17 protein-coding genes are annotated in these 21831 nt (G+C 68.7%); 13 read left to right on the top strand and 4 right to left on the bottom strand.

Going from position 1 to position 21831, the window contains the following annotated elements; genetic code table 11:
- The first annotated feature begins 44 nt into the window (after window positions 1–44).
- Together ACWDZ7_RS20390 and ACWDZ7_RS20385 are read left to right on the top strand one after the other, a co-directional pair.
- Window positions 45–2069, top strand: coding sequence for an IucA/IucC family protein (locus tag ACWDZ7_RS20390; RefSeq protein ID WP_451798644.1), 2025 nt, complete (start codon window positions 45–47; stop codon window positions 2067–2069).
- A gap of 40 nt (window positions 2070–2109) precedes the next feature.
- A complete protein-coding gene (locus tag ACWDZ7_RS20385; protein WP_451798642.1) occupies window positions 2110–4080 on the top strand; it encodes an ATP-dependent DNA helicase in 1971 nt (656 codons plus the stop codon).
- A 147-nt stretch (window positions 4081–4227) separates the two neighbouring features.
- On the opposite strand, the gene lexA is transcribed toward ACWDZ7_RS20385, so the two are convergent.
- Entirely contained in the window at window positions 4228–5013 is a 786-nt protein-coding gene (gene lexA, locus ACWDZ7_RS20380; RefSeq protein WP_030778599.1) for a transcriptional repressor LexA, read from the bottom strand.
- 495 nt (window positions 5014–5508) lie between these two features.
- Between lexA and nrdR the strand changes: the two genes are divergently transcribed.
- Window positions 5509–6054, top strand: a complete 546-nt coding sequence (nrdR, locus tag ACWDZ7_RS20375; RefSeq protein WP_451798640.1) for a transcriptional regulator NrdR — start codon at window positions 5509–5511, stop codon at window positions 6052–6054.
- A 138-nt stretch (window positions 6055–6192) separates the two neighbouring features.
- Window positions 6193–9096, top strand: coding sequence for a vitamin B12-dependent ribonucleotide reductase (locus tag ACWDZ7_RS20370; RefSeq protein WP_451798639.1), 2904 nt, complete (start codon window positions 6193–6195; stop codon window positions 9094–9096).
- A gap of 165 nt (window positions 9097–9261) precedes the next feature.
- Here ACWDZ7_RS20370 and ACWDZ7_RS20365 read toward each other — a convergent pair whose 3' ends face one another.
- Window positions 9262–9789 (bottom strand): TerD family protein, encoded by a 528-nt coding sequence (locus ACWDZ7_RS20365; RefSeq protein WP_451798638.1) that lies wholly within the window; start codon window positions 9787–9789, stop codon window positions 9262–9264.
- 169 nt (window positions 9790–9958) lie between these two features.
- Here ACWDZ7_RS20365 and ACWDZ7_RS20360 point away from each other — a divergent pair, with 169 nt between their 5' ends.
- Window positions 9959–10780: an arylamine N-acetyltransferase family protein gene (locus ACWDZ7_RS20360; RefSeq protein ID WP_451798636.1), complete on the top strand. Its 822-nt coding sequence runs from the start codon at window positions 9959–9961 to the stop codon at window positions 10778–10780.
- Window positions 10781–10813: 33 nt separating this feature from the next.
- Window positions 10814–11419, top strand: a complete 606-nt coding sequence (locus tag ACWDZ7_RS20355) for a YdbC family protein (protein WP_451515411.1) — start codon at window positions 10814–10816, stop codon at window positions 11417–11419.
- An 86-nt stretch (window positions 11420–11505) separates the two neighbouring features.
- Here the strand turns inward: ACWDZ7_RS20355 and ACWDZ7_RS20350 are convergent, their stop codons facing one another.
- Window positions 11506–12126 carry a TetR/AcrR family transcriptional regulator C-terminal ligand-binding domain-containing protein gene (locus ACWDZ7_RS20350; RefSeq protein WP_451798634.1) on the bottom strand — a complete coding sequence of 207 codons (621 nt, stop codon included), beginning with the start codon at window positions 12124–12126 and terminating at the stop codon, window positions 11506–11508.
- Between the two features lie 349 nt (window positions 12127–12475).
- Between ACWDZ7_RS20350 and ACWDZ7_RS20345 the strand changes: the two genes are divergently transcribed.
- The 4 genes from ACWDZ7_RS20345 to ACWDZ7_RS20330 all read left to right on the top strand — a co-directional run bounded on the left by ACWDZ7_RS20345 (window position 12476) and on the right by ACWDZ7_RS20330 (window position 17493).
- Window positions 12476–14086, top strand: a complete 1611-nt coding sequence (locus tag ACWDZ7_RS20345; protein WP_451798633.1) for an ABC-F family ATP-binding cassette domain-containing protein — start codon at window positions 12476–12478, stop codon at window positions 14084–14086.
- Between the two features lie 34 nt (window positions 14087–14120).
- The gene (locus tag ACWDZ7_RS20340; RefSeq protein WP_451798631.1) at window positions 14121–14780 is read left to right on the top strand and encodes a histidine phosphatase family protein; all 660 of its coding nucleotides are present in this window, start codon (window positions 14121–14123) and stop codon (window positions 14778–14780) included.
- 12 nt (window positions 14781–14792) lie between these two features.
- Window positions 14793–15701 (top strand): ADP-ribosylglycohydrolase family protein, encoded by a 909-nt coding sequence (locus ACWDZ7_RS20335; protein WP_451798629.1) that lies wholly within the window; start codon window positions 14793–14795, stop codon window positions 15699–15701.
- Between the two features lie 190 nt (window positions 15702–15891).
- Complete coding sequence (locus ACWDZ7_RS20330) at window positions 15892–17493, top strand: DUF4153 domain-containing protein (RefSeq protein WP_451798712.1); 1602 nt, start codon at window positions 15892–15894, stop codon at window positions 17491–17493.
- Window positions 17494–17708: 215 nt separating this feature from the next.
- Here ACWDZ7_RS20330 and ACWDZ7_RS20325 read toward each other — a convergent pair whose 3' ends face one another.
- Complete coding sequence (locus tag ACWDZ7_RS20325; RefSeq protein ID WP_451798628.1) at window positions 17709–19265, bottom strand: MFS transporter; 1557 nt, start codon at window positions 19263–19265, stop codon at window positions 17709–17711.
- Window positions 19266–19379: 114 nt separating this feature from the next.
- On the opposite strand from ACWDZ7_RS20325, the gene ACWDZ7_RS20320 reads away from it, so the two are divergent.
- The 3 genes from ACWDZ7_RS20320 to ACWDZ7_RS20310 all read left to right on the top strand — a co-directional run bounded on the left by ACWDZ7_RS20320 (window position 19380) and on the right by ACWDZ7_RS20310 (window position 21762).
- Complete coding sequence (locus ACWDZ7_RS20320) at window positions 19380–19994, top strand: TetR/AcrR family transcriptional regulator (RefSeq protein WP_451798627.1); 615 nt, start codon at window positions 19380–19382, stop codon at window positions 19992–19994.
- A gap of 234 nt (window positions 19995–20228) precedes the next feature.
- The gene (locus ACWDZ7_RS20315) at window positions 20229–20930 is read left to right on the top strand and encodes a ribonuclease HII (RefSeq protein WP_451798626.1); all 702 of its coding nucleotides are present in this window, start codon (window positions 20229–20231) and stop codon (window positions 20928–20930) included.
- A gap of 79 nt (window positions 20931–21009) precedes the next feature.
- A complete protein-coding gene (locus ACWDZ7_RS20310; RefSeq protein WP_451798625.1) occupies window positions 21010–21762 on the top strand; it encodes a hypothetical protein in 753 nt (250 codons plus the stop codon).
- The last annotated feature ends 69 nt before the right edge of the window (window positions 21763–21831 follow it).

Raw genomic sequence — 21831 nt, 5'->3', positions numbered from 1 at the left:
GTACACCGCTCGACCCGATCCGGTTCCCTCCCTGAGGAGTCCCCGTGCCGAATCCGTCCGACAGCCCGATTCCCCATCCCTCCGCCGCGCTCTACGACCCGCCCGAACTGACCCAGGACAGTTGGCGTGAGGCCGGACGTCGTCTGCTCGCCAAGATGATCGGTGAGTTCGCGTACGAAGAGATCATCCGGCCAGTACCTGTCATAGGGGGCGAGCCGGATACGTACCGCCTTCACCTCGAACCGACCGAGCCCGGCGGCGCCGGCGGGGTCCACGGGGTCCACGGGGTCCACGAGGCGTTTGGAGGTGCCGAGCCGGCCGCGGCTCCCGGCTCGGCAGAGATCACCACACCGGCAGGGCCCCCCGCCCTCGACGCCCCCGTCCTCGACACCCACGCCCTCTTCATCCCTGACAGCGACACTCCCGGCAGTGACCAAGGCGCCACCTGTCTCACCTTCCGCGCCCGCCGAGGCTCGTACGAGGGCTGGCATGTGGACCCGGCCAGCCTGGCCCTGGCCGAGGGCGGCGCGGCCGGACTCTCCTTCACCGACCCGGTCCGATTCCTCGCGCTGGCCCGCCGGACCCTCGGCCTCGACGGCGCCACCCTCGGCCACCTGATCCGCGAGCTCAGCGTCACGCTCTGCGCCGACGCCCGGATCGGCCACACCGCGCTCGCCGCGCCGCAGCTCGCCGACCTCGGCTACGCGGAACTGGAGGGGCACCAGGCCGGCCACCCCTGGCTTGTCCTCAACAAGGGACGCATCGGCTTCTCCGCGAGCGACACCGGCCAATGGGCGCCCGAGGCCCGTCGCTCCACGACGCTCCCGTGGATCGCCGTTCACACCGACCTCGCCGTGTACCGAGGCATCACAGGACTGGAAACCGCACCGCAGCTCTACGCCCGCGAGCTCACCACCGTCACCCAGGAGTCCTTCGCGGACTTACTGCGCACACGCGGACTCGACCCCCGGGAGTACTTCTACCTTCCGGTGCACCCCTGGCAGTGGGACGAGGTCGTGCTGCCGCTCTTCGCTCCCTCCGTCGCCGCGGACGCCATTGTTCCGCTCGGTAGCGACGGCGACCTGCGCCTTCCGCAGCAGTCCATCCGCACATTCCTGAACGCGTCCCGTCCCGACCGGCACACCGTGAAGCTGCCGTTGTCGGTCCTGAACACACTGGTGTGGCGAGGCCTCCCGACTGAGCGCACGGTCGCGGCACCAGCCGTCACGGCATGGATGCACGCCCTGCGCGACGCCGACCCCTTCCTGCGCGACGAGTGCGGGGTGATCCTGCTCGGCGAGGTGGCATCGGTGGCCGTGGAGCACCCGGTCTACGACAGGCTGCCCGAAGTCCCGTACCAGTACAGGGAACTGCTCGGCGCCATCTGGCGTGAGCCGATCACCCGCTACCTCGCTCCCGACGAACGCGCGCGCACCCTTGCCTCACTGCTCCACACCGATCCGGGCGGCAAGGCCTTCGTCGCGGAGCTCGTGGAACGCTCGGGGCTGTCGCCCACCGTATGGCTGCGCCGACTGTTCGCCGCCCTGCTGCCCCCGCTGCTGCACTTCCTGTACCGCTACGGCACCGTGTTCTCCCCTCACGGGGAGAACGCCATCGTCGTCTTCGACGACAAGGACGTGCCCGTCCGGCTCGCGGTGAAGGACTTCGTCGACGACGTGAACGTCAGCGCCGCACCGCTGCCCGAGCACGACTCGATGCCGGCCGATGTGCGCGACGTCCTGCTCACCGAGCCGCCCGGATTCCTCACCCAGTTCATCCACTCCGGCCTCTTCGTCGGCGTATTCCGCTATCTGGCACCGCTGTGCGAGGAACAGCTGGGTGTCCCGGAGGCCGACTTCTGGTCCGCCGTGCGCGCCGAGATCCTCCGGCACCAGGCGCGCGCTCCGGAGCTGAAGGAGCGGTACGAGATGTTCGACCTGCTCACACCCCGTATCGAGCGGCTGTGCCTCAATCGGAACCGTCTTCTCCTCGACGGGTACCGTGACCGCCCCCAGCGTCCTCACGCCGCCGTGCACGGGACCGTGCCCAACCCTCTCCATCAGCCTTGATCGCGGGATTGTCAGTGGGGCACCGTAGGGTGGTCGCGCTATGACGAAGCCCTCCCTCCCCGAGCTCCTGCACGCCGCCGTCACCGCTGTCGGCGGCACGGAACGCCCTGGCCAGGTATCCATGGCCGAGACAGTCGCCGAGGCGATCGACGACGGCTCACACCTGCTGGTCCAGGCCGGTACCGGCACGGGTAAATCCCTCGGTTACCTTGTGCCGGCCCTGGCGCACGGGGAGCGCGTCGTGGTCGCCACGGCCACGCTGGCCCTGCAGCGCCAGCTCGTGGAGCGGGACCTGCCGCGCACGGTGGAGGCGCTGCATCCGCTGATGCGCCGCCGCCCCCAGTTCGCGATGCTCAAAGGCCGCTCGAACTACCTGTGCCTGCACCGCCTCCACGAAGGCGTGCCCCAGGAAGAGGAGGAGGGCCTCTTCGACCAGTTCGAGGCGGCCGCGCCCACCAGCAAGCTGGGCCAGGACCTCCTGAGGATGCGGGACTGGGCGGACGAGACCGAGACGGGCGACCGCGACGATCTCACCCCCGGGGTGTCCGATCGCGCCTGGTCCCAGGTCTCCGTCTCCTCCAGGGAGTGCCTCGGGGCCTCGAAGTGTGCCTATGGGGCGGAGTGTTTCGCCGAGGCTGCTCGCGAGCGTGCCAAGCTCGCCGATGTCGTCGTCACGAACCACGCGCTGCTCGCCATCGACGCCATCGAGGGTGCCCCTGTCCTTCCCCAGCACGAAGTGCTGATCGTGGACGAGGCCCATGAGCTGGTCTCGCGTGTCACCGGTGTGGCCACGGGCGAGCTAACCCCCGGGCAGGTCAACCGCGCCGTCCGTCGCGCGGCCAAGCTCGTCAACGAAAAGGCGGCCGACCAGCTCCAGACCGCATCCGAAGGCTTCGAGCGGTTGATGGAGCTGGCGCTGCCAGGCCGTCTGGAGGAGATCCCCGAAGACCTCGGGTATGCGCTGATGGCCCTGCGTGACGCCGCGCGCTCCGTCATCACGGCGCTGGGCTCCACCCGGGACAAGTCGGTCCAGGACGAGGACGCGGTCCGTAAGCAGGCACTCGCCTCCGTGGAGTCGATCCACGATGTGGCGGAGCGCATCACGAACGGCTCGGAGTACGACGTCGTCTGGTACGAGCGGCACGACCGTTTCGGAGCCTCCCTGCGCGTGGCCCCCATGTCCGTGTCGGGTCTCCTCCGGGAGAAGCTCTTCGCCGACCGCTCGGTGATCCTCACCTCGGCCACGCTCAAGCTCGGCGGCGACTTCAACGGCGTCGGGGCCTCACTCGGCCTGGCCCCGGAGGGCACCGAGTCCGAGGACGCGCCTCAGTGGAAGGGCCTCGACGTCGGGTCCCCGTTCGACTACGGCAAGCAGGGCATCCTGTACGTCGCCAAGCACCTGGCTCGTCCCGGGCGCGAGGGCACTCGCAGCGACATGCTCGATGAGCTGGCCGAACTGATCGAGGCGGCCGGCGGTCGCACGCTCGGCCTGTTCTCCTCCATGCGCGCCGCTCAGAGCGCGGCGGAGGAGCTGCGCGGCCGCCTGGACATGCCCATCCTCCTGCAGGGCGAGGAGACCCTGGGCGAGCTGATCAAGGGCTTCGCGGCGGACGCGAAGACGTGCCTCTTCGGGACGCTTTCGCTCTGGCAGGGCGTCGACGTGCCGGGGCCCAACTGCCAGCTGGTGATCATGGACAAGATCCCGTTTCCGCGTCCCGACGACCCGCTGATGAGCGCCCGCCAGAAGGCGGTCGACGAGGCCGGTGGGAACGGCTTCATGGCGATCGCTGCCACGCACGCGGCCCTGCTGATGGCGCAGGGCGCGGGACGTCTCGTACGAGCGTCCGGAGACCGTGGGGTGGTCGCCGTGCTGGATCCCCGTCTGGCCACCGCGCGCTATGGAAGCTATCTGCGGGCTTCGCTGCCTGACTTCTGGTATACGACGGACCGGAACCAGGCACGCCGCTCCCTGGCCGCGATCGACGCCGCGGCGAAGGCCGCCGAGGCGTAGAACCCCCGGCTGCGACGACGGCCGGAGCTGCGTGTGGGGGCGAAGCGCCCCCACACGGGCGGGCGCCTTTGACCGGATATAGCACCGGACACAGCAGGGCCCCGGAACCGGCGCAGTTGGTTCCGGGGCCCGGTCTGGGGCGGAGGCTCACACCCGCCGCAGCACCGCCACGACCTTGCCGAGGATCGTTGCCTCGTCGCCGGGGATCGGCTGGTACGCGGAGTTGTGCGGGAGGAGCCAGACGTGCCCGTCCTCGCGCTTGAAACGCTTGACCGTCGCTTCGCCGTCCAGCATGGCAGCCACGATGTCGCCGTTCTCCGCGACGGGCTGACGGCGCACCGTGACCCAGTCGCCGTCGCAGATCGCGGCCTCGATCATCGAGTCACCGACGACCTTCAGTACGAAGAGCTCGCCGTCGCCCACGAGCTGCCGGGGGAGAGGAAAGACGTCCTCCACCGACTCCTCGGCGAGGATCGGCCCGCCGGCCGCGATACGGCCCACCAGCGGGACGTACGAAGCGGCCGGTTTGCCGGTGGTGTCGGTGGGCTGGCTGCTCGGCTGGTCCGAGCCCCGCACCTCGTACGCCCGCGGGCGGTGCGGGTCGCGGCGGAGGAAGCCCTTGCGCTCCAGAGCCATCAGCTGGTGGGCGACCGAGGAGGTGCTGGAGAGGCCCACCGCCTGACCGATCTCACGCATTGACGGTGGGTAGCCGCGTCGCTGCACGGAGTCCCTGATGACCTCGATCACGCGGCGCTGCCGGTCCGTGAGCCCCGAACTGTCGGCACGGATGCCTGGAGGTCGGCCCGGCAGGGAGCGAGTGGGCTTGGGCCCCTCCTGGTTCGTGGCTGCGTCATTCATGGCATGCACCGGCTCGAGTCGGCTCTGGGAGCGGTCCTGGGCAGTGATGGTGGCGCTGTCTGCGGTGGTGGTCACGTCGGTCGGCCCCTCTCGAGATGTTCTCTCCCTAGCTAGCCAACGGTAGTTGCTTTCGAAAGGTTGCGCCAAACACACGTTCGAGTGAAAAATCGGCGATTACCTGACGTGATCATGTGTCCAGGTGTATGGCTGGCGCTCGGGCCGAACGGCAATTCGGTTCATTACGGTACTCTTCACCGCCGGGGTCGTGAGCCCCTCCGTGGCGCTCCCATACTGCCACCCGGTGCCCCGTCAACCCGGCACCGGCCCCCGCCCCGAGCGGCGCGAGTGACGACTTCGTAGGTCTGACGCGGTCTGGGGCGATGCGACACGCTAGGTGCCGAAAAAGCGGTCAAACCCCAGATCTAGTGGTTGGATTGCGGGAGTGGCCCAGAAGTTGTGGTCCCTGGTCTTTCAGGGCCTCGGGGATCGCCTATGCTTGGGGCTGCTTCGAGGGCCCCGAGGGCCTGTTGAGGCTTATGAGTCACGCCATGAAGGAGGGTTCGGAGTTCCATGCACTGCCCCTTCTGCAGGCACCCCGACAGCCGCGTAGTCGACAGCCGCACCACCGACGACGGCACGTCGATCCGCAGGCGCCGCCAGTGCCCTGACTGCTCCCGTCGTTTCACGACCGTGGAGACATGCTCACTGATGGTGATCAAGCGCAGCGGCGTGACCGAGCCCTTCAGTCGTACGAAGGTCATCAATGGCGTCCGCAAGGCGTGCCAGGGACGGCCGGTGACCGAGGATGCCCTCGCCCTGCTCGGCCAGCGGGTCGAAGAGGCGGTGCGCGCCACCGGAAGCGCCGAGCTGACCACCCATGACGTCGGGCTGGCCATACTGGGTCCGCTGCAGGAACTCGACCTCGTCGCCTACCTGCGCTTCGCGTCCGTGTACCGGGCGTTCGACTCGCTCGAGGACTTCGAGGCCGCCATCGGGGAGCTGAGGGAACAGCGGCTCGACGCCGAGCCGCGCGACGCGGGCGGAGAGCGCGTCGTGAACGACTGCGGGCCCGGAGGGACTGTCGAAGTCCCGGTGCCCGCCACCGCCGCCGACTGACCGGCTGACCGACCGGCCGGCGGCGAAACCAGACCTGTTGTGGGTGTCCTCTGCGATGCCCACGACATCAGACACATATCCGTGCCATGGGAAGAACGTGGCACTTCAGGGCGTTTTAGCCTGATACAGGGAGGCGGCATGACCGAGACGACGAGCGGCCCGGCACGAGGTTCCCGCGCCAAGGGAACCAAGGCCAACAAGGGTCTGCGCATCGACCGCATCCATACGACCCCCGGCGTGCATCCGTACGACGAGGTGGTCTGGGAGCGCCGTGACGTCGTCATGACCAACTGGCGCGACGGCTCGGTCAACTTCGAGCAGCGTGGCGTCGAGTTCCCCGACTTCTGGTCGGTGAACGCGGTCAACATCGTCACCAGCAAGTACTTTCGCGGGGCTGTCGGTACTCCGCAGCGCGAGACCGGCCTCAAGCAGCTGATCGACCGCATCGTGAAGACGTACCGCAAGGCCGGCGAGGACTACAACTACTTCGCCTCGCCCGCCGACGCGGAAATCTTCGAGCACGAGCTGGCGTACGCCCTCCTGCACCAGATCTTCAGCTTCAACTCGCCGGTCTGGTTCAACGTCGGAACGCCGCAGCCGCAGCAGGTCTCCGCCTGCTTCATCCTGGCCGTCGACGACTCCATGGAGTCGATCCTCGACTGGTACAAGGAAGAGGGCATGATCTTCAAGGGCGGCTCCGGCGCCGGCCTGAACCTGTCCCGCATCCGTTCCTCCAAGGAACTGCTGTCTTCCGGAGGCAACGCCTCGGGTCCTGTCTCCTTCATGCGCGGTGCCGACGCCTCCGCAGGAACGATCAAGTCCGGTGGCGCCACGCGCCGCGCGGCCAAGATGGTCATCCTCGACGTCGACCACCCCGACATCGAGGGCTTCATCGAGACCAAGGTGAAGGAAGAGGAGAAGATCCGCGCCCTGCGCGACGCGGGCTTCGACATGGACCTGGGCGGCGACGACATCACGTCCGTCCAGTACCAGAACGCCAACAACTCGGTCCGCGTGAACGACGAGTTCATGAAGGCCGTGGAGTCCGACTCCAAGTTCGGGCTGCGCGCCCGGATGACCGGTGACGTCATCGAGGAGGTCGACGCCAAGTCGCTCTTCCGCAAGATGGCCGAGGCGGCCTGGGCCTGCGCCGACCCCGGCATCCAGTACGACGACACCATCAACGCCTGGCACACCTGCCCGGAGTCCGGCCGGATCAACGGCTCGAACCCGTGCAGCGAGTACATGCACCTGGACAACACGTCCTGCAACCTCGCCTCGCTGAACCTGATGAAGTTCCTGAAGGACGACGGCAAGGGCACCCAGTCCTTCGACGCCGAGCGCTTCTCGAAGGTCGTCGAGCTGGTCATCACCGCGATGGACATCTCGATCTGCTTCGCGGACTTCCCGACCCAGAAGATCGGCGATAACACCCGGGCCTTCCGTCAGCTGGGCATCGGCTACGCCAACCTCGGCGCCCTGCTGATGGCCACGGGTCACGCGTACGACTCCGACGGCGGTCGCGCCCTCGCCGGTGCCATTACGTCGCTGATGACGGGCACCTCGTACAAGCGTTCCGCCGAGCTCGCCGCGGTCGTGGGTCCGTACGACGGCTACGCCCGCAACGCCACGCCGCACAAGCGCGTCATGAAGCAGCACGCCGACGCCAACGCCACGGCCGTCCGCATGGACGACCTGGACTCGCCGATCTGGGCCGCCGCCACGGAAGCCTGGCAGGACGTGATCCGCCTCGGTGAGAAGAACGGTTTCCGTAACTCCCAGGCGTCCGTCATCGCCCCGACCGGCACCATCGGTCTCGCGATGTCCTGCGACACCACGGGCCTGGAGCCCGACCTCGCCCTGGTGAAGTTCAAGAAGCTCGTCGGCGGCGGCTCGATGCAGATCGTCAACGGCACCGTGCCGCAGGCCCTGCGCCGCCTGGGCTACCAGGAGGAGCAGATCGAGGCGATCGTCGCCCACATCGCCGAGAACGGCAATGTGATCGACGCCCCGGGCCTGAAGAGCGAGCATTACGAGGTCTTCGACTGCGCCATGGGTGAGCGCTCCATCTCCGCGATGGGCCACGTCCGCATGATGGCCGCGATCCAGCCGTGGATCTCGGGCGCCCTCTCCAAGACGGTCAACCTCCCGGAGACCGCCACTGTCGAGGACGTCGAAGAGGTCTACTTCGAGGCCTGGAAGATGGGCGTCAAGGCGCTGGCCATCTACCGCGACAACTGCAAGGTCGGTCAGCCGCTCTCCGCCAAGAAGAAGGAGGCGGAGAAGACCGAGATCACCGAGAAGACCGAGGACACGATCCGTGCCGCGGTCGAGAAGGTGGTCGAGTACCGCCCCGTCCGCAAGCGCCTCCCGAAGGGCCGTCCCGGCATCACCACTTCCTTCACGGTGGGCGGCGCCGAGGGTTACATGACCGCCAACTCCTACCCGGACGACGGTCTGGGCGAGGTCTTCCTGAAGATGTCCAAGCAGGGCTCGACCCTCGCGGGCATGATGGACGCCTTCTCGATCGCCGTCTCGGTCGGTCTGCAGTACGGGGTGCCCCTGGAGACGTACGTCTCCAAGTTCACCAATATGCGCTTCGAGCCGGCCGGCATGACGGACGACCCGGACGTGCGGATGGCGCAGTCGATCGTCGACTACATCTTCCGCCGCCTGGCGCTGGACTTCCTGCCCTTCGAGACGCGCTCCGCGCTCGGCATCCACTCCGCCGAGGAGCGTCAGCGTCACCTGGAGACGGGCTCCTACGAGCCGTCGCTCGACGACCCCGAGGTCGACGTCGAGGGGCTGGCCCAGTCCGCTCCGCGGCAGACCGAGTCGCTGAAGGCGGTCGCCACGCCGAAGGTGGAGGCCGAGGCGGTCAAGCCCGCCCCGCAGCAGGCGCACACCAGCGCCGAGCTGGTCGAGATGCAGCTCGGTATCCAGGCCGACGCGCCGCTGTGCTTCTCCTGCGGTACGAAGATGCAGCGTGCGGGCTCCTGCTACATCTGCGAGGGCTGCGGCTCCACCAGCGGCTGCAGCTGACCGACGGCGGAAGCCGATTGACAGCTGAGGCCGACTGACAGCTGAGGCTGGCTGACGGCAGAGGCTGGCTGACGGCACACGAAGGGGATCGGCGACTACGTCGATCCCCTTCGTTGTGTGCTGTTGCGGCGAATCGTGGTGAGAGGGCTACTTCTCGCGCCGCTGTCAGATCTTGCTTCCCATGAGGGAGGCGAACTCCGTCGGATCGGCGTCGAAGCCACGGATGACCTCGCGGAACGACCACGCCCCGGACTCGTCCCTGGTGAACTCCGCGACAGTCGAAGCTGTGCTTCCGGAGACACCGGACAGATCGTTCTGTGCCAGATCCGAGTGGCCTTCGCGAACCCGGACCACGGTGTTCGGGATGTCGCCGAACGTCTTCTGCGCTTCCTGCTGCTGGATAGCGACGCCCACCACCACCCGGGAGTACGTGGGCGCGAGGCGGTCCAGCTCCAGGACCATGACCTCATCGAAACCGAAGCCCTGACCCGTCCTGCTGTCACGGTTGAGGGTGATCGTGCCGTCGGGTGAGCGGCTGTCGAAGTGCACGAGATACACGGGGTTTCCGTAAGGAGCATCCGACGTGTAGGTCGCGGCGATGATGTCGAGGTCGTTGGGCGTGGAGCCGGCCGGGCCCGGCTCCCACTTGAGACCGACTTCGACCTTCTTGATTCCCTTGCTGACACCGCTCACTGGGCTTCCCCCTCCTCGTGGCCCGGCCACTGCGGATCCGCCAGGCATGTCCCACACATACGCTACGACGCGCGACTGACAACGGCGTAGCGCTGCTGGTCAGGAGCGCGCAACAGGGCTGCCACCCGGGCAGGTTGGCGTTCGGCGCGGCCCCGGAGATCATTGCTTCATGACATGGAACGGGGAAGAACTCGATGTCGACGCCTACTTGGCGAGACTCGGGCACACGGCTGGGACGAAGCCGGATCTGGATACTCTGCGCGCGCTCCACAGGGCGCATGTGGCGGCGATCCCCTTCGAGAACCTTGAGATGATGCTCGGCCGTCCGGTCCCGCTGGACCTGGCGGCACTGCAGGACAAGATGGTGCACAGCCGGCGGGGCGGCTACTGCTATGAACAGAACCTGCTCTTCGCGGCGGCTCTCGAACGTATCGGCTTCAACGTCACCGGACTTGGAGCGCGCGTCAGGGCCAGGGCGTCCGCCACGCGCGCGGTGACGCACATGCTCCTGAAAGTCGAGGCGGACGGCGAGGACTGGCACTGCGATGTCGGATTCGGCGGCGACGGGCTGCTCGAACCGATCCCGCTGCGCGGCGACGTGGAGACGCGACAAGGGGAGTGGCGTTTTCGGATCGAGCGTGAGGACGACGGGGCCATGGTCCTGCGGACGTGGCGCCCCGACGGATGGTTCGACCTCTACGCCTACACCCTGGAGCCACGCCTTCCCGTCGACTACGTAGTCATGAACCACTACACGTCGACCCACCCCAGGTCGTCGTTCATCCGGCGTCCGGTCATGCAGAGGGCCGCTTCCGAGATGCGACGCAGGCTGGTGGGCGATCAGTTGAGTGTCACGTACCCGGACGGCTCGGTGGTCGAACGAGCCGTCCCTGTGGGCGAATTGACGGACGTTCTCGCTCGGGAGTTCGGTATTGAACTGGATGCTGATGACTCAGCCGAGCTGATCCGGGTGCACTACGCCGGAGCGTGACCCGGGGCGCGCTCCGCGCCGTACGATGGCGCGGTGCTGGTCAAGTGGATTCGCTGCACCGTGGTGGACCGTCGGGGGTTCGAGCGAGGGCAGCGAAAGTGGGCGGGGCTTTTGGGGGAGCCGGGGTTCCGGGGACAGGGCGGGGGGTGGAGTCGAGGTCGGACGGGTGTGGCCCATGTCTTCACCTTCTGGGAGAGCCGCGCCTTCTACGACTCCTTCATGGCTCGCTCGCACGACCGCCTCGCGGCCGCGCAGGGGGGTACGTACAAGGACCACCAGGCCAAGCTCTTCGATCACCGCTTCGATGTGAAGACGGGCTTCGAACCGCGCTTCACGGACGCCGACGTGGTACGCGTCGCGCACTGCCGGGTCCGTGAAGCGCGGGTGGAGCACTTCGCCCTGATGCAGGAGAAGGTCTGGAACCCGGCGATGGCCGGCTCGCCCGGCATGGTGCGTGGGCTTTTCGGAGAGGCGCCCGGACACGAATTCCTCGTTCTCTCCATGTGGCAGTCCGCCGCTGAGCACGGCAAGTACCGCGCCGAGCGCGTGGAACGCCTCTCCCTGCGCGCGCAGACGGAGGCCGATGTCTCCGCACTGGCCGGGGACATCGTGCAGTTGGAACCGTCGTGGACGGTGTGACTCCTCCTTGAGAGGCGTCCTCGCGGGTGGAGCGAGCGGGTGGGGTGTACGGGTGCGGTCTGTCCTGGCTTGCGGCGCCGTTGCTGTCACCGTCTGGTGAAAGCCCCTTCGCGCGTGGCGGCGATGGCCGCAGCCGCCGACTGGTCGGCCAGCGCCGTGTCGATCGGCTCACGCGTGATGAAGACGCGGAGCAGCAGTGGTGCGGACACGGCGCGGACGAGTGCCGCCGAGTCGATGTCAGGGCCTGCCTCGCCGCGCTCCACGGCCCGCGAGACGACCGCTTCGCAGCGGCTGAACCGCTCGGCGTAGAAGGCATGGAGGGCCCTGGCGGCCCGCTCCGACTGGAAGGCCGCGGCGATGAAGGCGGTGGGTGCCGCGGCCGTCGCCTCGTCGGAGAAGGAGTCGACCACCTCACGGGCGAGCTCGCGCAGGTCCCCCTCCAGACTGCCGGTGTCCGGCGGAGTCCACGTGTCTTCGCCCGCCATGTCGAGGGCGTCGGCTACCAGACCCTCAAGTCCGCCCCAGCGGCGGTACAGCGTGGTCTTGTGGACTCCTGAGTGATCGGCCACGTACTCGACGGTCAGGCCCGGATAGCCATGGTCCGCGAGGCCGCTCAGTACGGCGTCGCGGACGGCGGCGCGGGTGCGGGCCGTGCGGCCGCCGGGGCGGCGGGTGCCGGGGGCGGCGGCGGGCGCTGCCGATTCCACCGCGTCGGACTGTGACGCTTCGCGTTGCGGAGGCTCGGCGTACTCCGCCCGTTCCGCCCGTTCCGCCGGTTCCGCCCGTTCCGCTATGTCTGCTTCCGGTCGGCTTCGCCGATTCGTCTCGCCGGTCGCGGGCCGCTCACCGGCTCGTGCTGGGCTGCTCTGACCAGCGGTAACAGGTCTGTCCGCCATGGCTTGTCTCTCTCCGTCGTCCCGTACCCGGCAGGCCCGGCGCCTACAGCCGGGAAAATAATCGCAACTTCTGTTGCGTTAGCCGGGTTACTGTGTCACGCTCATCGTAATGCGACAACCGTTGCGTTTGACTGGTGTGGATATGGAACCGGGGGTGCCCTTGCCTACTCAGATCTCTCTGCATGGCGTGACCAAGGCCCGTGGCGAGCGGCTGTTGTTCGACGGGGTGACCCTCGCGATCAGGCCGGGCGAGCGCATAGGTGTCGTGGGGGAGAACGGCGCGGGCAAGTCCACGCTGCTGCATCTGATGTCCGGCGACGAACAGCCCGACGAGGGCGAGGTGGTGACCGTCGCCGACCAGGGGGCGGCGTTGCTCGCGCAGACTCCCCCGCTGCCCCCCGACTGCTGCGTCGATGATGCGATCGACGCGGCGCTGGCCGAGCTGCGATCCATGGAGCGGCGGCTGCGCGACCTCGAAGCAGACCTTGGTTCCGCTACGGAACAGACGCTGGCAGAGTACGGCGATCTACTGACGGCCTTCGAGCTGCGCGGCGGCTATGAGGCGGACGCACGTGTGGACAAGGCGATGCACGGACTGGGGCTCGGGCACATCGGCAAGGACAGGAGCCTGGGCAGCCTGTCCGGTGGTGAGCAGGCGCGGCTCGGCCTGGCCTGTCTGATCGCAGCCTCGCCGGAAGTCATGCTCCTTGACGAGCCGACCAACCACCTCGACGAGGAGGCGCTCGACTGGCTGGAGTGCGCCCTGTCAGCACACCGCGGCACGGTTGTCGCGGTCTCGCACGACCGTACGTTCCTGGAGCGGATCGCCACCGCCATCCTCGAAGTGGACGCCGACCGCAGGACGGTGGTGCGGCACGGCGGCGGCTACCAGGGGCTGCTCGCCGACCGGGCAGCCGCCCGGTCGCGCTGGGAGCAGGAGTACGCGCAGTGGTGTGAGGAGACGAGCCGGCTCCAGGAGTTCATGGCGACCACCGCCCATGCCGTCGCCGGTGGGCGTGGCATGAAGGACAACAACAAAATGGCGTACGACCGGGCGGCCGGCCGGGTCCAGGCCTCGGTCGCGGGCCGCGTGCGCAACGCGCAGGAGCGCCTTCGCAGACTCCGCGAGCAGCCGGTCCCCAAGCCTCCCGAACCACTGATGTTCGCGGCGCGTCCCATGGCGGGTGCGGCCCAAGGGGCGCTGGTGACCTTGCGGAACGTACGAGTGGGCGAGCGGCTCGCCGTGGAGGAGCTCACGGTGTCGGCCGGTGAGCGACTGCTGATCCACGGGGGCAACGGCGCGGGCAAGTCCACGCTGCTGCGCGCCATGGCAGGTGTCCTGGACCCCGACGAAGGAACCGTCGTCCGTAGAGGACGGATCGGCTATCTCGCCCAGGAAATACCGGTACAGCGTCCTGCCGAGCGCGTCCTCGAAGTGTTCGGCAAGGGCCTCGGCCTGACCGAGGAGGAAGGGACGGAACTGCTCCTTTCGTACGGCATGTTCCGAACCCGCGACCTGCATGTCCCTGTGGGGGCGCTCTCCGCCGGGCAGCGCCGGAGGCTGGCCCTCGCGCGGCTGCTCGCCAGGCCGGCGGATCTGCTGCTCCTCGACGAGCCCGCCAACCACCTGGCGCTCGGCCTGGTCGAGGAGCTGGAGGCGGCACTCGACCAGTGGACGGGAGCGCTGGTCGTCGTCTCGCACGACCGGTCACTGCGTCGGCGTTTCACGGGCCGAATACGCCGGATGGAGTCCGGACGGCTACCCGCCTGAGCCGCCCGACAGCACGCCGATCTAGGGTTTCCGCATGGCACGCCCGCGGCGCATCATCCTGGTCCGGCACGGCGAGTCGGCGGGAAACGCCGACGACACCGTGTACGAGCGCGAGCCCGACCATGCGCTCGCACTCACCGAGACGGGGTGGGCCCAAGCGGCGGACGCGGGGAAACGACTGCGTGAGGTGCTCGGCAGAGAACGGGTGAGCGTGTACGTCTCGCCGTACCGCCGCACGCACGAGACGTTCCAGGCGTTCCGGCTCGACTCCGAACTAGTACGGGTGCGCGAGGAGCCCAGGCTGCGGGAACAGGACTGGGGCAACTGGCAGGACAGGGACGACGTGCGCTTGCAGAAGGCGTACCGGGACGCGTACGGACACTTCTTCTACCGCTTCGCGCAGGGTGAGTCCGGAGCCGACGTCTACGACAGGGTGGGGGCCTTCCTCGAGAGCCTCTACCGGAGCTTCGAGGCCCCTGACCATCCGCCGAACGTCCTGCTGGTCACGCACGGACTCACCATGCGGCTGTTCTGCATGCGATGGTTCCACTGGTCGGTGGCCGAGTTCGAGTCGCTGTCCAACCCAGGGAACGGCGCGATAAGGATGCTGGTGCTCGGCGAGGACGGCAAGTACGCGCTGGATCGGCCGTTCGAACGCTGGCGCGAGCCGGAGCCGTACGGCATCACCGGCTAGAGTGGCAGGGCGATGACCGCTGACTCCTCTCCCGACCGGCGCCTGGAGCGCGCTCTGGCCAGCCTGCGCGGACTGGCGGTGGGGGACGCGCTGGGCTCCCAGTTCTTCGTGCCCGCGCACTACCCACTGCTCAAGCACCGACAGCTGCCGGACGCCCCATGGCAGTGGACAGACGACACTGAGATGGCCTGCTCCGTGCTGGCCGTCCTCATCAAGCACCGCCGGATCGACCAGGACGCGCTTGCCCGGTCCTTCGCCGAGCACCACGACTTCGACCGCGGTTATGGCCCTGCCGTGAACCGTCTGCTGAGGCTGGTCCGTGAGGGCGGGGACTGGCGGGAGCTGGCTTCCGCGCTCTTCAAGGGTCAGGGTTCCTGGGGCAACGGCGCCGCGATGCGGATCGCCCCGCTCGGCGCCTGGTACGCGGACGACCCGGAGCAGGCGACACACCAGGCGGAGATCTCGGCCTACCCCACGCACCAGCACCGGGAGGCCGTGGTCGGAGCCATGGCGGTAGCCGCGGCCGCGGCGTTGACGGCCGCTCCCGCGGGGCCGCCCACGCCACAGGCCCTCCTCGACGGCGTCATCGCCCTGGTGCCGCGCAGCGCGGTGGGGGCGGGGCTGCGTAGAGCGCGGGACATGCTCGACTACGGTGACGCGGCGACGGTCGCCGCGGTCCTGGGATGCGGGCGCCGCACTACGGCTCATGACACGGTGCCGTTCGCGCTGTGGTCGGCTGCCCGTGGCCTTGGAGCGTACGAGCGGGCCATCTGGGACACAGCCCAGGTGGGCGGCGACATGGACACGACGTGCGCCATCGTGGGCGGCGTGGTTGCTGCCGGGGACGGCGGGGCGCCACCCGTGGAGTGGCTGGAGCGGACCGAAGCGCTGCCGGGCTGGGTGCCCGTCGGGAGGGCTTGATTCCGGACCTTTCCGGAGCCCCTGGCGCCTCAAGGTCACGGTCGTGCCACAGGCGCTTCCTGGCCGGGAGCCGGGAATGGCTGCGCGGATACTCTTGTGCGGCCCGCTGGTTGATCTTCGCTTGCGCGTATTGAACGAGATGCCGGTTCCGGCAGCCCTGCGGCATCTGAGCGTGCCGCGTGCCGTACGGATGAACCGGCCGGGAGGGGGTCCCGTGTCCGACACACCCGCCAGCCGCGACGGATCAGTCGAGGGTGACGGATCAGCCAGAGGTGACGTACCAGCCGGAGGCGACACTCCGGCCGGAGGCGATACAGTAGATACGTCTGGGGCAGTCGAGCCGCCCGGGCCCGTGCGGACGGCGACCCTCTGCGCAGTGCTCGCCACCGGTGTACTGACCATGCTGTTCCTCGGTGACGGCCTGGCGCTCAATCTGCTGATGGCTGCCATCCCGGCCACGCTCGCCGCCTACTTCGCCCGCCGGACGGCCGGTGGTCGACCTCGCGCATGGTCGCTGACGTGGGCAGTCGGCGGACTGGCGCTGCTGGTCGTGCCCGCCCTGCGTGACGCGGGATGGCCGTCATTCCTCGCGATCGTCTCCGCGCTCGCGCTCGGCTCGCTCGCGCTGCACGGCTGCCGGACCTGGCTCGGGATAGTCCTGAGTCCGATAGGCCTCTTCGACGCTCTCTGGAAGGGCCTCGTCTGGGGCTGGCGCGGAGTGCGTGAGCGCGCGGGCAGTGCGAACGGCGCAGGCCCCGCCATGCGCGCGGTGGCGGTGACCGCCGGGCTGCTTCTGGTCTTCGGCGCGCTGTTCGCCGGCGCGGACGCCGCCTTCGCCGATCTGCTCGGCGATCTGATACCTGACGCCTCCGTCGCGGGCGTTCCTTGGCGCATCCTGCTCCTGATAGCCGGTGTGGTCGGTGCTCTCGCCGCGGCGCACACGGCGGCCTCCCCCCTGCGCTGGGACCGGCTCGTGGTCAACCCCGGCCGGGCCCGTGGCCGCATGGAGTGGGCGCTGCCGTTGATCGTGCTCAATGTGCTGTTCGCGGCGTTCAACGCCGTCCAACTCGCCGTGCTCTTCGGCGGGTACGACGCCGTCCTCGACAAGACCGGACTCTCCTACTCCGCCTACGCGCGGCAGGGGTTCTGGCAGTTGCTCCTGGCCACGTTGCTCACGCTGCTCGTCATCGTGTTCGCGTTGCGCTGGGCCCCGCGCGACGGCTCCAGGGACCGCGCTCTGGTGCGCGCGGTGCTCGGCACGCTCTGCGCGTTGACGTTGGTGGTGGTGGCGTCCGCGGTGTGCCGCATGGAGATGTACGTGGAGGCGTACGGGCTGACCAGGCTCAGGATCTCGGCCGTCGCCGTGGAGCTCTGGCTCGGCGTGATCATCCTGCTGCTCATGGCTGCCGGAGTGTGGGGCGCTCGATGGCTGCCGCGTGCCGTCGCCGCGAGCGCCGCTGCGGGGGTGATGGCCTTCGGCCTGCTCTCGCCCGACGCGATGATCGCCGAGCGCAATGTGCAGCGCTACGAGGACACCGGCAAGTTCGACCTCCATTACGCGCGGCAGCTCTCCGCGGACGCGGTGCCCGCCCTCGACGGACTGCCGGAACCGAAGCGCTCCTGTGCGCTCATGGACATAGCCGACGACCTCGGGACCGAGAGCGGCCCTTGGTACGCGACAAGCTTGGGGGAGTCCCGGGCCCGGCAGGTCATCGAGGCGCGGCCAGCCGAGCCGGACCTGGACGTCTGCGGCCGGACGAGCACTGGGACCCCATACACCTCGTATCCCTGACATCGGTCCACGCCCGTTGGTGTCGGTCGCTGCCCACCGCTTCGTATCGCTGCGATCGAGGCAGGGGCCGATGAAAGCAGCCGGGCAGGTGCCGGGCCGACCTCGCTGTCATGGTCGCCCCGGCACGCGCCCTGGCCTCCCTAGCAACCCCTGGCCCCGCCAGCAGCCCCTGGCCCCGCCAGCAACCCTTGGTCCCGTCGGCAGCCCCAGGCCCGTCAGCCGCCCCCTGGCCCGGCAGCGCTCGCCGTACCCGACAGGGCTTCGAGGTCGCTCTTGCGTACGCGGATCACCAGCGTGGCGGTAGCCAGGGCGAGCAGGGCCATGGCTACCGCCGGGATGAAGGCCGTCGAGATGCCCTCGGACAACACCTCGTGACCCCACGGCGCCGGGAGTTCGTGGGTCCTGGCGAATTCAGCCTTCTGTTCCGGAGTGCCGTGGGCCATGAAGTCCGCCATCTGTTCCTTGGCCTCGTCCCGGCTCGCGGTGCCGAAGACCGTGGTCAGGATGGAGAGGCCGAGCGAACCGCCGACCTGCTGGGTCGCGTTGAGCAGCCCGGATGCCGCGCCCGCCTCGTGCAGGCCCACTCCGGAGACCGCTGTCAGCGTCAGCGTCACGAAGTTCAGGCCCATGCCGAAGCCGAACAGCAGCATCGGACCGAGTACTCCACCGACGTACGAACTGTCCGGGCCGATCAGTGTCTGCCAGCCGAGGCCCACGGCGACGATGATCGAACCGGTCACCATGAACGGTTTGGGGCCGAGGACCGGCAGGAACTTCTGCGAGAGCGCCGCACCGATCGCGATCACGACCGTGACCGGCAGGAAGGCCAGGCCGGCCTCGATCGGGGTGTAGTTCAGTACGTTCTGTACGAAGAGCACGATGAAGAAGAACATGCCGAACATCGCGGCAGCGAGGCTGAGCATGATCACATACGTGCCCGAGCGGTTGCGGTCGGCGAACATCCGCAGCGGAGTGATCGGTTCCTTCGCACGGCTCTCGACCAGCGCGAAGGCGACGAGCAGGACGACCGCGGCCGCGAACGACCCCAGGGTGAGGCTGTCGCGCCAGCCCTCCTCGGAGGCCCGGATGAAGCCGAAGACCAGGGAGGTCATGCCCGCCGTCGAGGTGAGCGCGCCCAAGAAGTCGAAGCGGCCCGGGTGACGCTCGGATTCGTTGATGTAGAGCGGGGCCAGCACGGCGATCAGGATGCCGATGGGTACGTTCACGAAAAGCACCCAGCGCCAGTCGAGCCACTCGGTGAGCATGCCGCCGGCCAGTAGCCCGATCGCGCCGCCGCCCGCGGAGACGGCCGCGAAGACGCCGAACGCACGGTTCCGCTCCGGCCCTTCGGGGAAGGTCGTCGTGATGAGAGCCAGCGAGGTGGGCGAAGCGATCGCGCCTCCGACACCTTGCAGGGCGCGCGCGGCCAGCAGCTGCCAGGGCTCCTGGGCGAATCCGCCGAGGAGCGAGGCGAGCGTGAAGAGGAGGATGCCGGCCATGAAGACGCGGCGACGTCCCAGAATGTCCCCGGCCCGGCCGCCGAGAAGCAGCAGGCCGCCGAAGGTGAGGGTGTACGCGCTGACGACCCATGTCAGGTCGGTCGTGGAGAAGTTGAGCGCGCCCTGAATGTGAGGCAGCGCGATATTCACAATCGTCGCGTCCAGGACCACCATGAGTTGGCAGGCCGCGATGACGGTCAGGGCTATGCCGGGATGCCCCTGCCGGCGTGCTGCACCAGGCTTGTGATCTTGCGTCAGTTGAGAGGTAGTCACCATGATCCCCCGCAAGTGCCTTAGTGAACGGACTCGTTCACTGTTCTGAAGACGGTAGTGACTCACCTTCAGTGAACGCAACCGTTCACTCGCTCGCTCAACGGAGAGATATCGATGGTTACTTCGCGCTGGTCGGCCGTTCCCGCTCGGACGGTGTCCCCGCGGCGTCGGGGCCCTGTGCTCGAGCGGGCGATCCTCGACGCCGCCCTTGAGCAGCTCAGCACGGTGGGCTGGAGCGGGCTCACGATGGAGGGCGTGGCCGCGGGCGCGCAGACGGGGAAGGCCGCGGTGTACCGCCGCTGGCCGTCCAAGGAGGAGCTCGTCGTGCACGCGCTGCGGGTCGGGCTGCCGCAGATCGACAGCACCCCGGACCTAGGAGGCGTCCGGGAGGAGCTTCTGCAGCTGTGCGGACAGATTCGCGAGGCCATGTTCTCGCGCCCCGGATTCGCCCTGCGTTCGGTGCTTCACGAATGCGATACGGCAGCGGCGGAACGCTTCCATGAAGTGATCTTCGAGGGCGTCGTGGAGCCGAGCGTCAAACTGATCAAGGAGGTCGTGCGGCGTGGCATCGCGCGCGGAGAGGTGCGTTCCGGAGGTATGGACGACTACGTATGCGACGTCATTCCGGCCATGCTGATGTACCGCTCCAAGGTGTGCGGCAGCGAATGGACGGACGAGGAGTTCGAGGCCCTGATCGATCAGGTGATGGTGCCGCTGCTGCGTCGCTGAGGGAGGCCCGGGACGGGCCTGGGACGGGCCCGGGGCGGCCCGTTCGGGGGCCACCCGAGGGCCGATCAGGCCCGCTTCGCGTAGAGCGTAGGGCAGGTCTTCGCGTAGTACGCAGGGCAGGTCCATGAGCCGTTGTACGGACCCGCTGGAGAACCGTTCACGAAGGGGCTCAGGAGCGACTGGGCAAGCCTGGGTGTCGCAGGTGGCCTCCGGCGGCGTACGCTGTCTGGCGCCATGCCGTACGAAGCACCCACCCACACCGTCGAGCGCTCCTTGCGCGCCACCACCGGAGCGAAGATCGTCGCCGGTGTCGACGAGGTCGGGCGCGGTGCGTGGGCGGGCCCCGTCACCGTCTGCGCGGCGGTCACAGGACTGCGCAGGCCGCCCGAAGGGCTCACCGACTCCAAGCTGATCAGCCCCAAGCGACGCACCACGCTCGCGGAGGAGCTCGAGAGCTGGGTCACGGCGCACGCCCTCGGTCACGCCTCGCACGAGGAGATCGACGAACTGGGGATGACGGCCGCGCTGCGGCTCGCCGCGGTGCGCGCACTGGAGGGGCTGCCCGTCCGTCCGGACGCGGTCATCCTCGACGGGAAACACGACTACCTCGGCACTCCATGGCGGGTTCGTACGGTGATCAAGGGTGACCAGTCCTGTGTGGCCGTCGCCGCCGCTTCGGTGATCGCCAAAGTCCGGCGCGACAAAATGATGGCCGAACTGGGCATCGAACATGCAGACTTCGGTTTTGCGGCCAACGCCGGCTATCCGTCGCCGGTGCACAAGGCCGCGCTGGCGGAGCGGGGGCCCACCCCGTACCACCGGCTTACGTGGGCGTATCTTGATGCGCTGCCCCAGTGGCGGCACCTCAAGAAGGCCCGCAGCTGGGCGGACGGAAACGTTCCGGAAATCGAGGGTCAGCTCGGCTTTGAGTTCTGACCCTTTTCCGGCACGTCCGGTCGCACTCATGTGCCACCCGCCGACGCGAGTCGCATCGGCGTTTGATAGACAACACTTCATGCCTCTCATTCCCGAGGAGCCTCAGATTCACGAGAGTGCCCAGGGTCCCCGCGCCACGCAGGCCAGTGGCCGCACCGCGCCGACCCCCCGCCCCGTACCCGGTCCGCGTCCCGCGGCTCCGCCGCGTCCCGGCCGTCCGGGTCCCGCCCGGCCGATGCCGCCCGCGCAGCGCACGCCGCGTGATGCGGCCGCCAAGCCCGGGCTGTCCACCCCGGCTGCTTCCGGAGCCTCTGCTTCCGGAGCTCCGGCTCCAGGAGCCCCGGCTTCCGGAGTACCTGCCTCTGGAGTACCTGTTTCTGGAGCACCTGCTTCCGCAGCGTCCGCTTCTGGAGCGTCCGCCGACAGTGCCTCCGCGGCCTCGGTTCCGCAGATCCAGTTGATCCCGGCCTCGGCCGAGGGCGCGCTGGACGCGGCCGAGGAGGCTGTCGACCTGCTCCTCGACTCCGGGCGCGCGCCCGGGGACGTCCTGGTGATCACCACCGGCGAACCGCACCCGTGGGCCACGCACGAGCTGTCCTTCGGCGAGGCCGCCTACTGGGCCCAGCACGACGCGGGCGACGACGTCTTCTACGCCGACGCCGCCGCGCTGAGCCGTGCGGCGACCCGGCCCGTGGTCGTCGTCGCTGTCAACGGTGCCAGCGAGGAGACCGCGCTCGGCGCGCTGCCGACGGCTGTGACCCGAGCAGGCGACCTGTTGATCGTGTGCGGCGACCCGCAGCGGATCAACTCGATGCTGAGCGCGGGCGTCTGACGGTTACGCGTCTGGCGTCCTCGCCCGGCGGTTGTGTCGCCCGGTGGCCGCGTCGCGCCCGGTGGCTGC

Source organism: Streptomyces sp. NPDC003032, from assembly GCF_053591415.1.
This window is presented reverse-complemented; position numbering and strand designations above follow the sequence as displayed.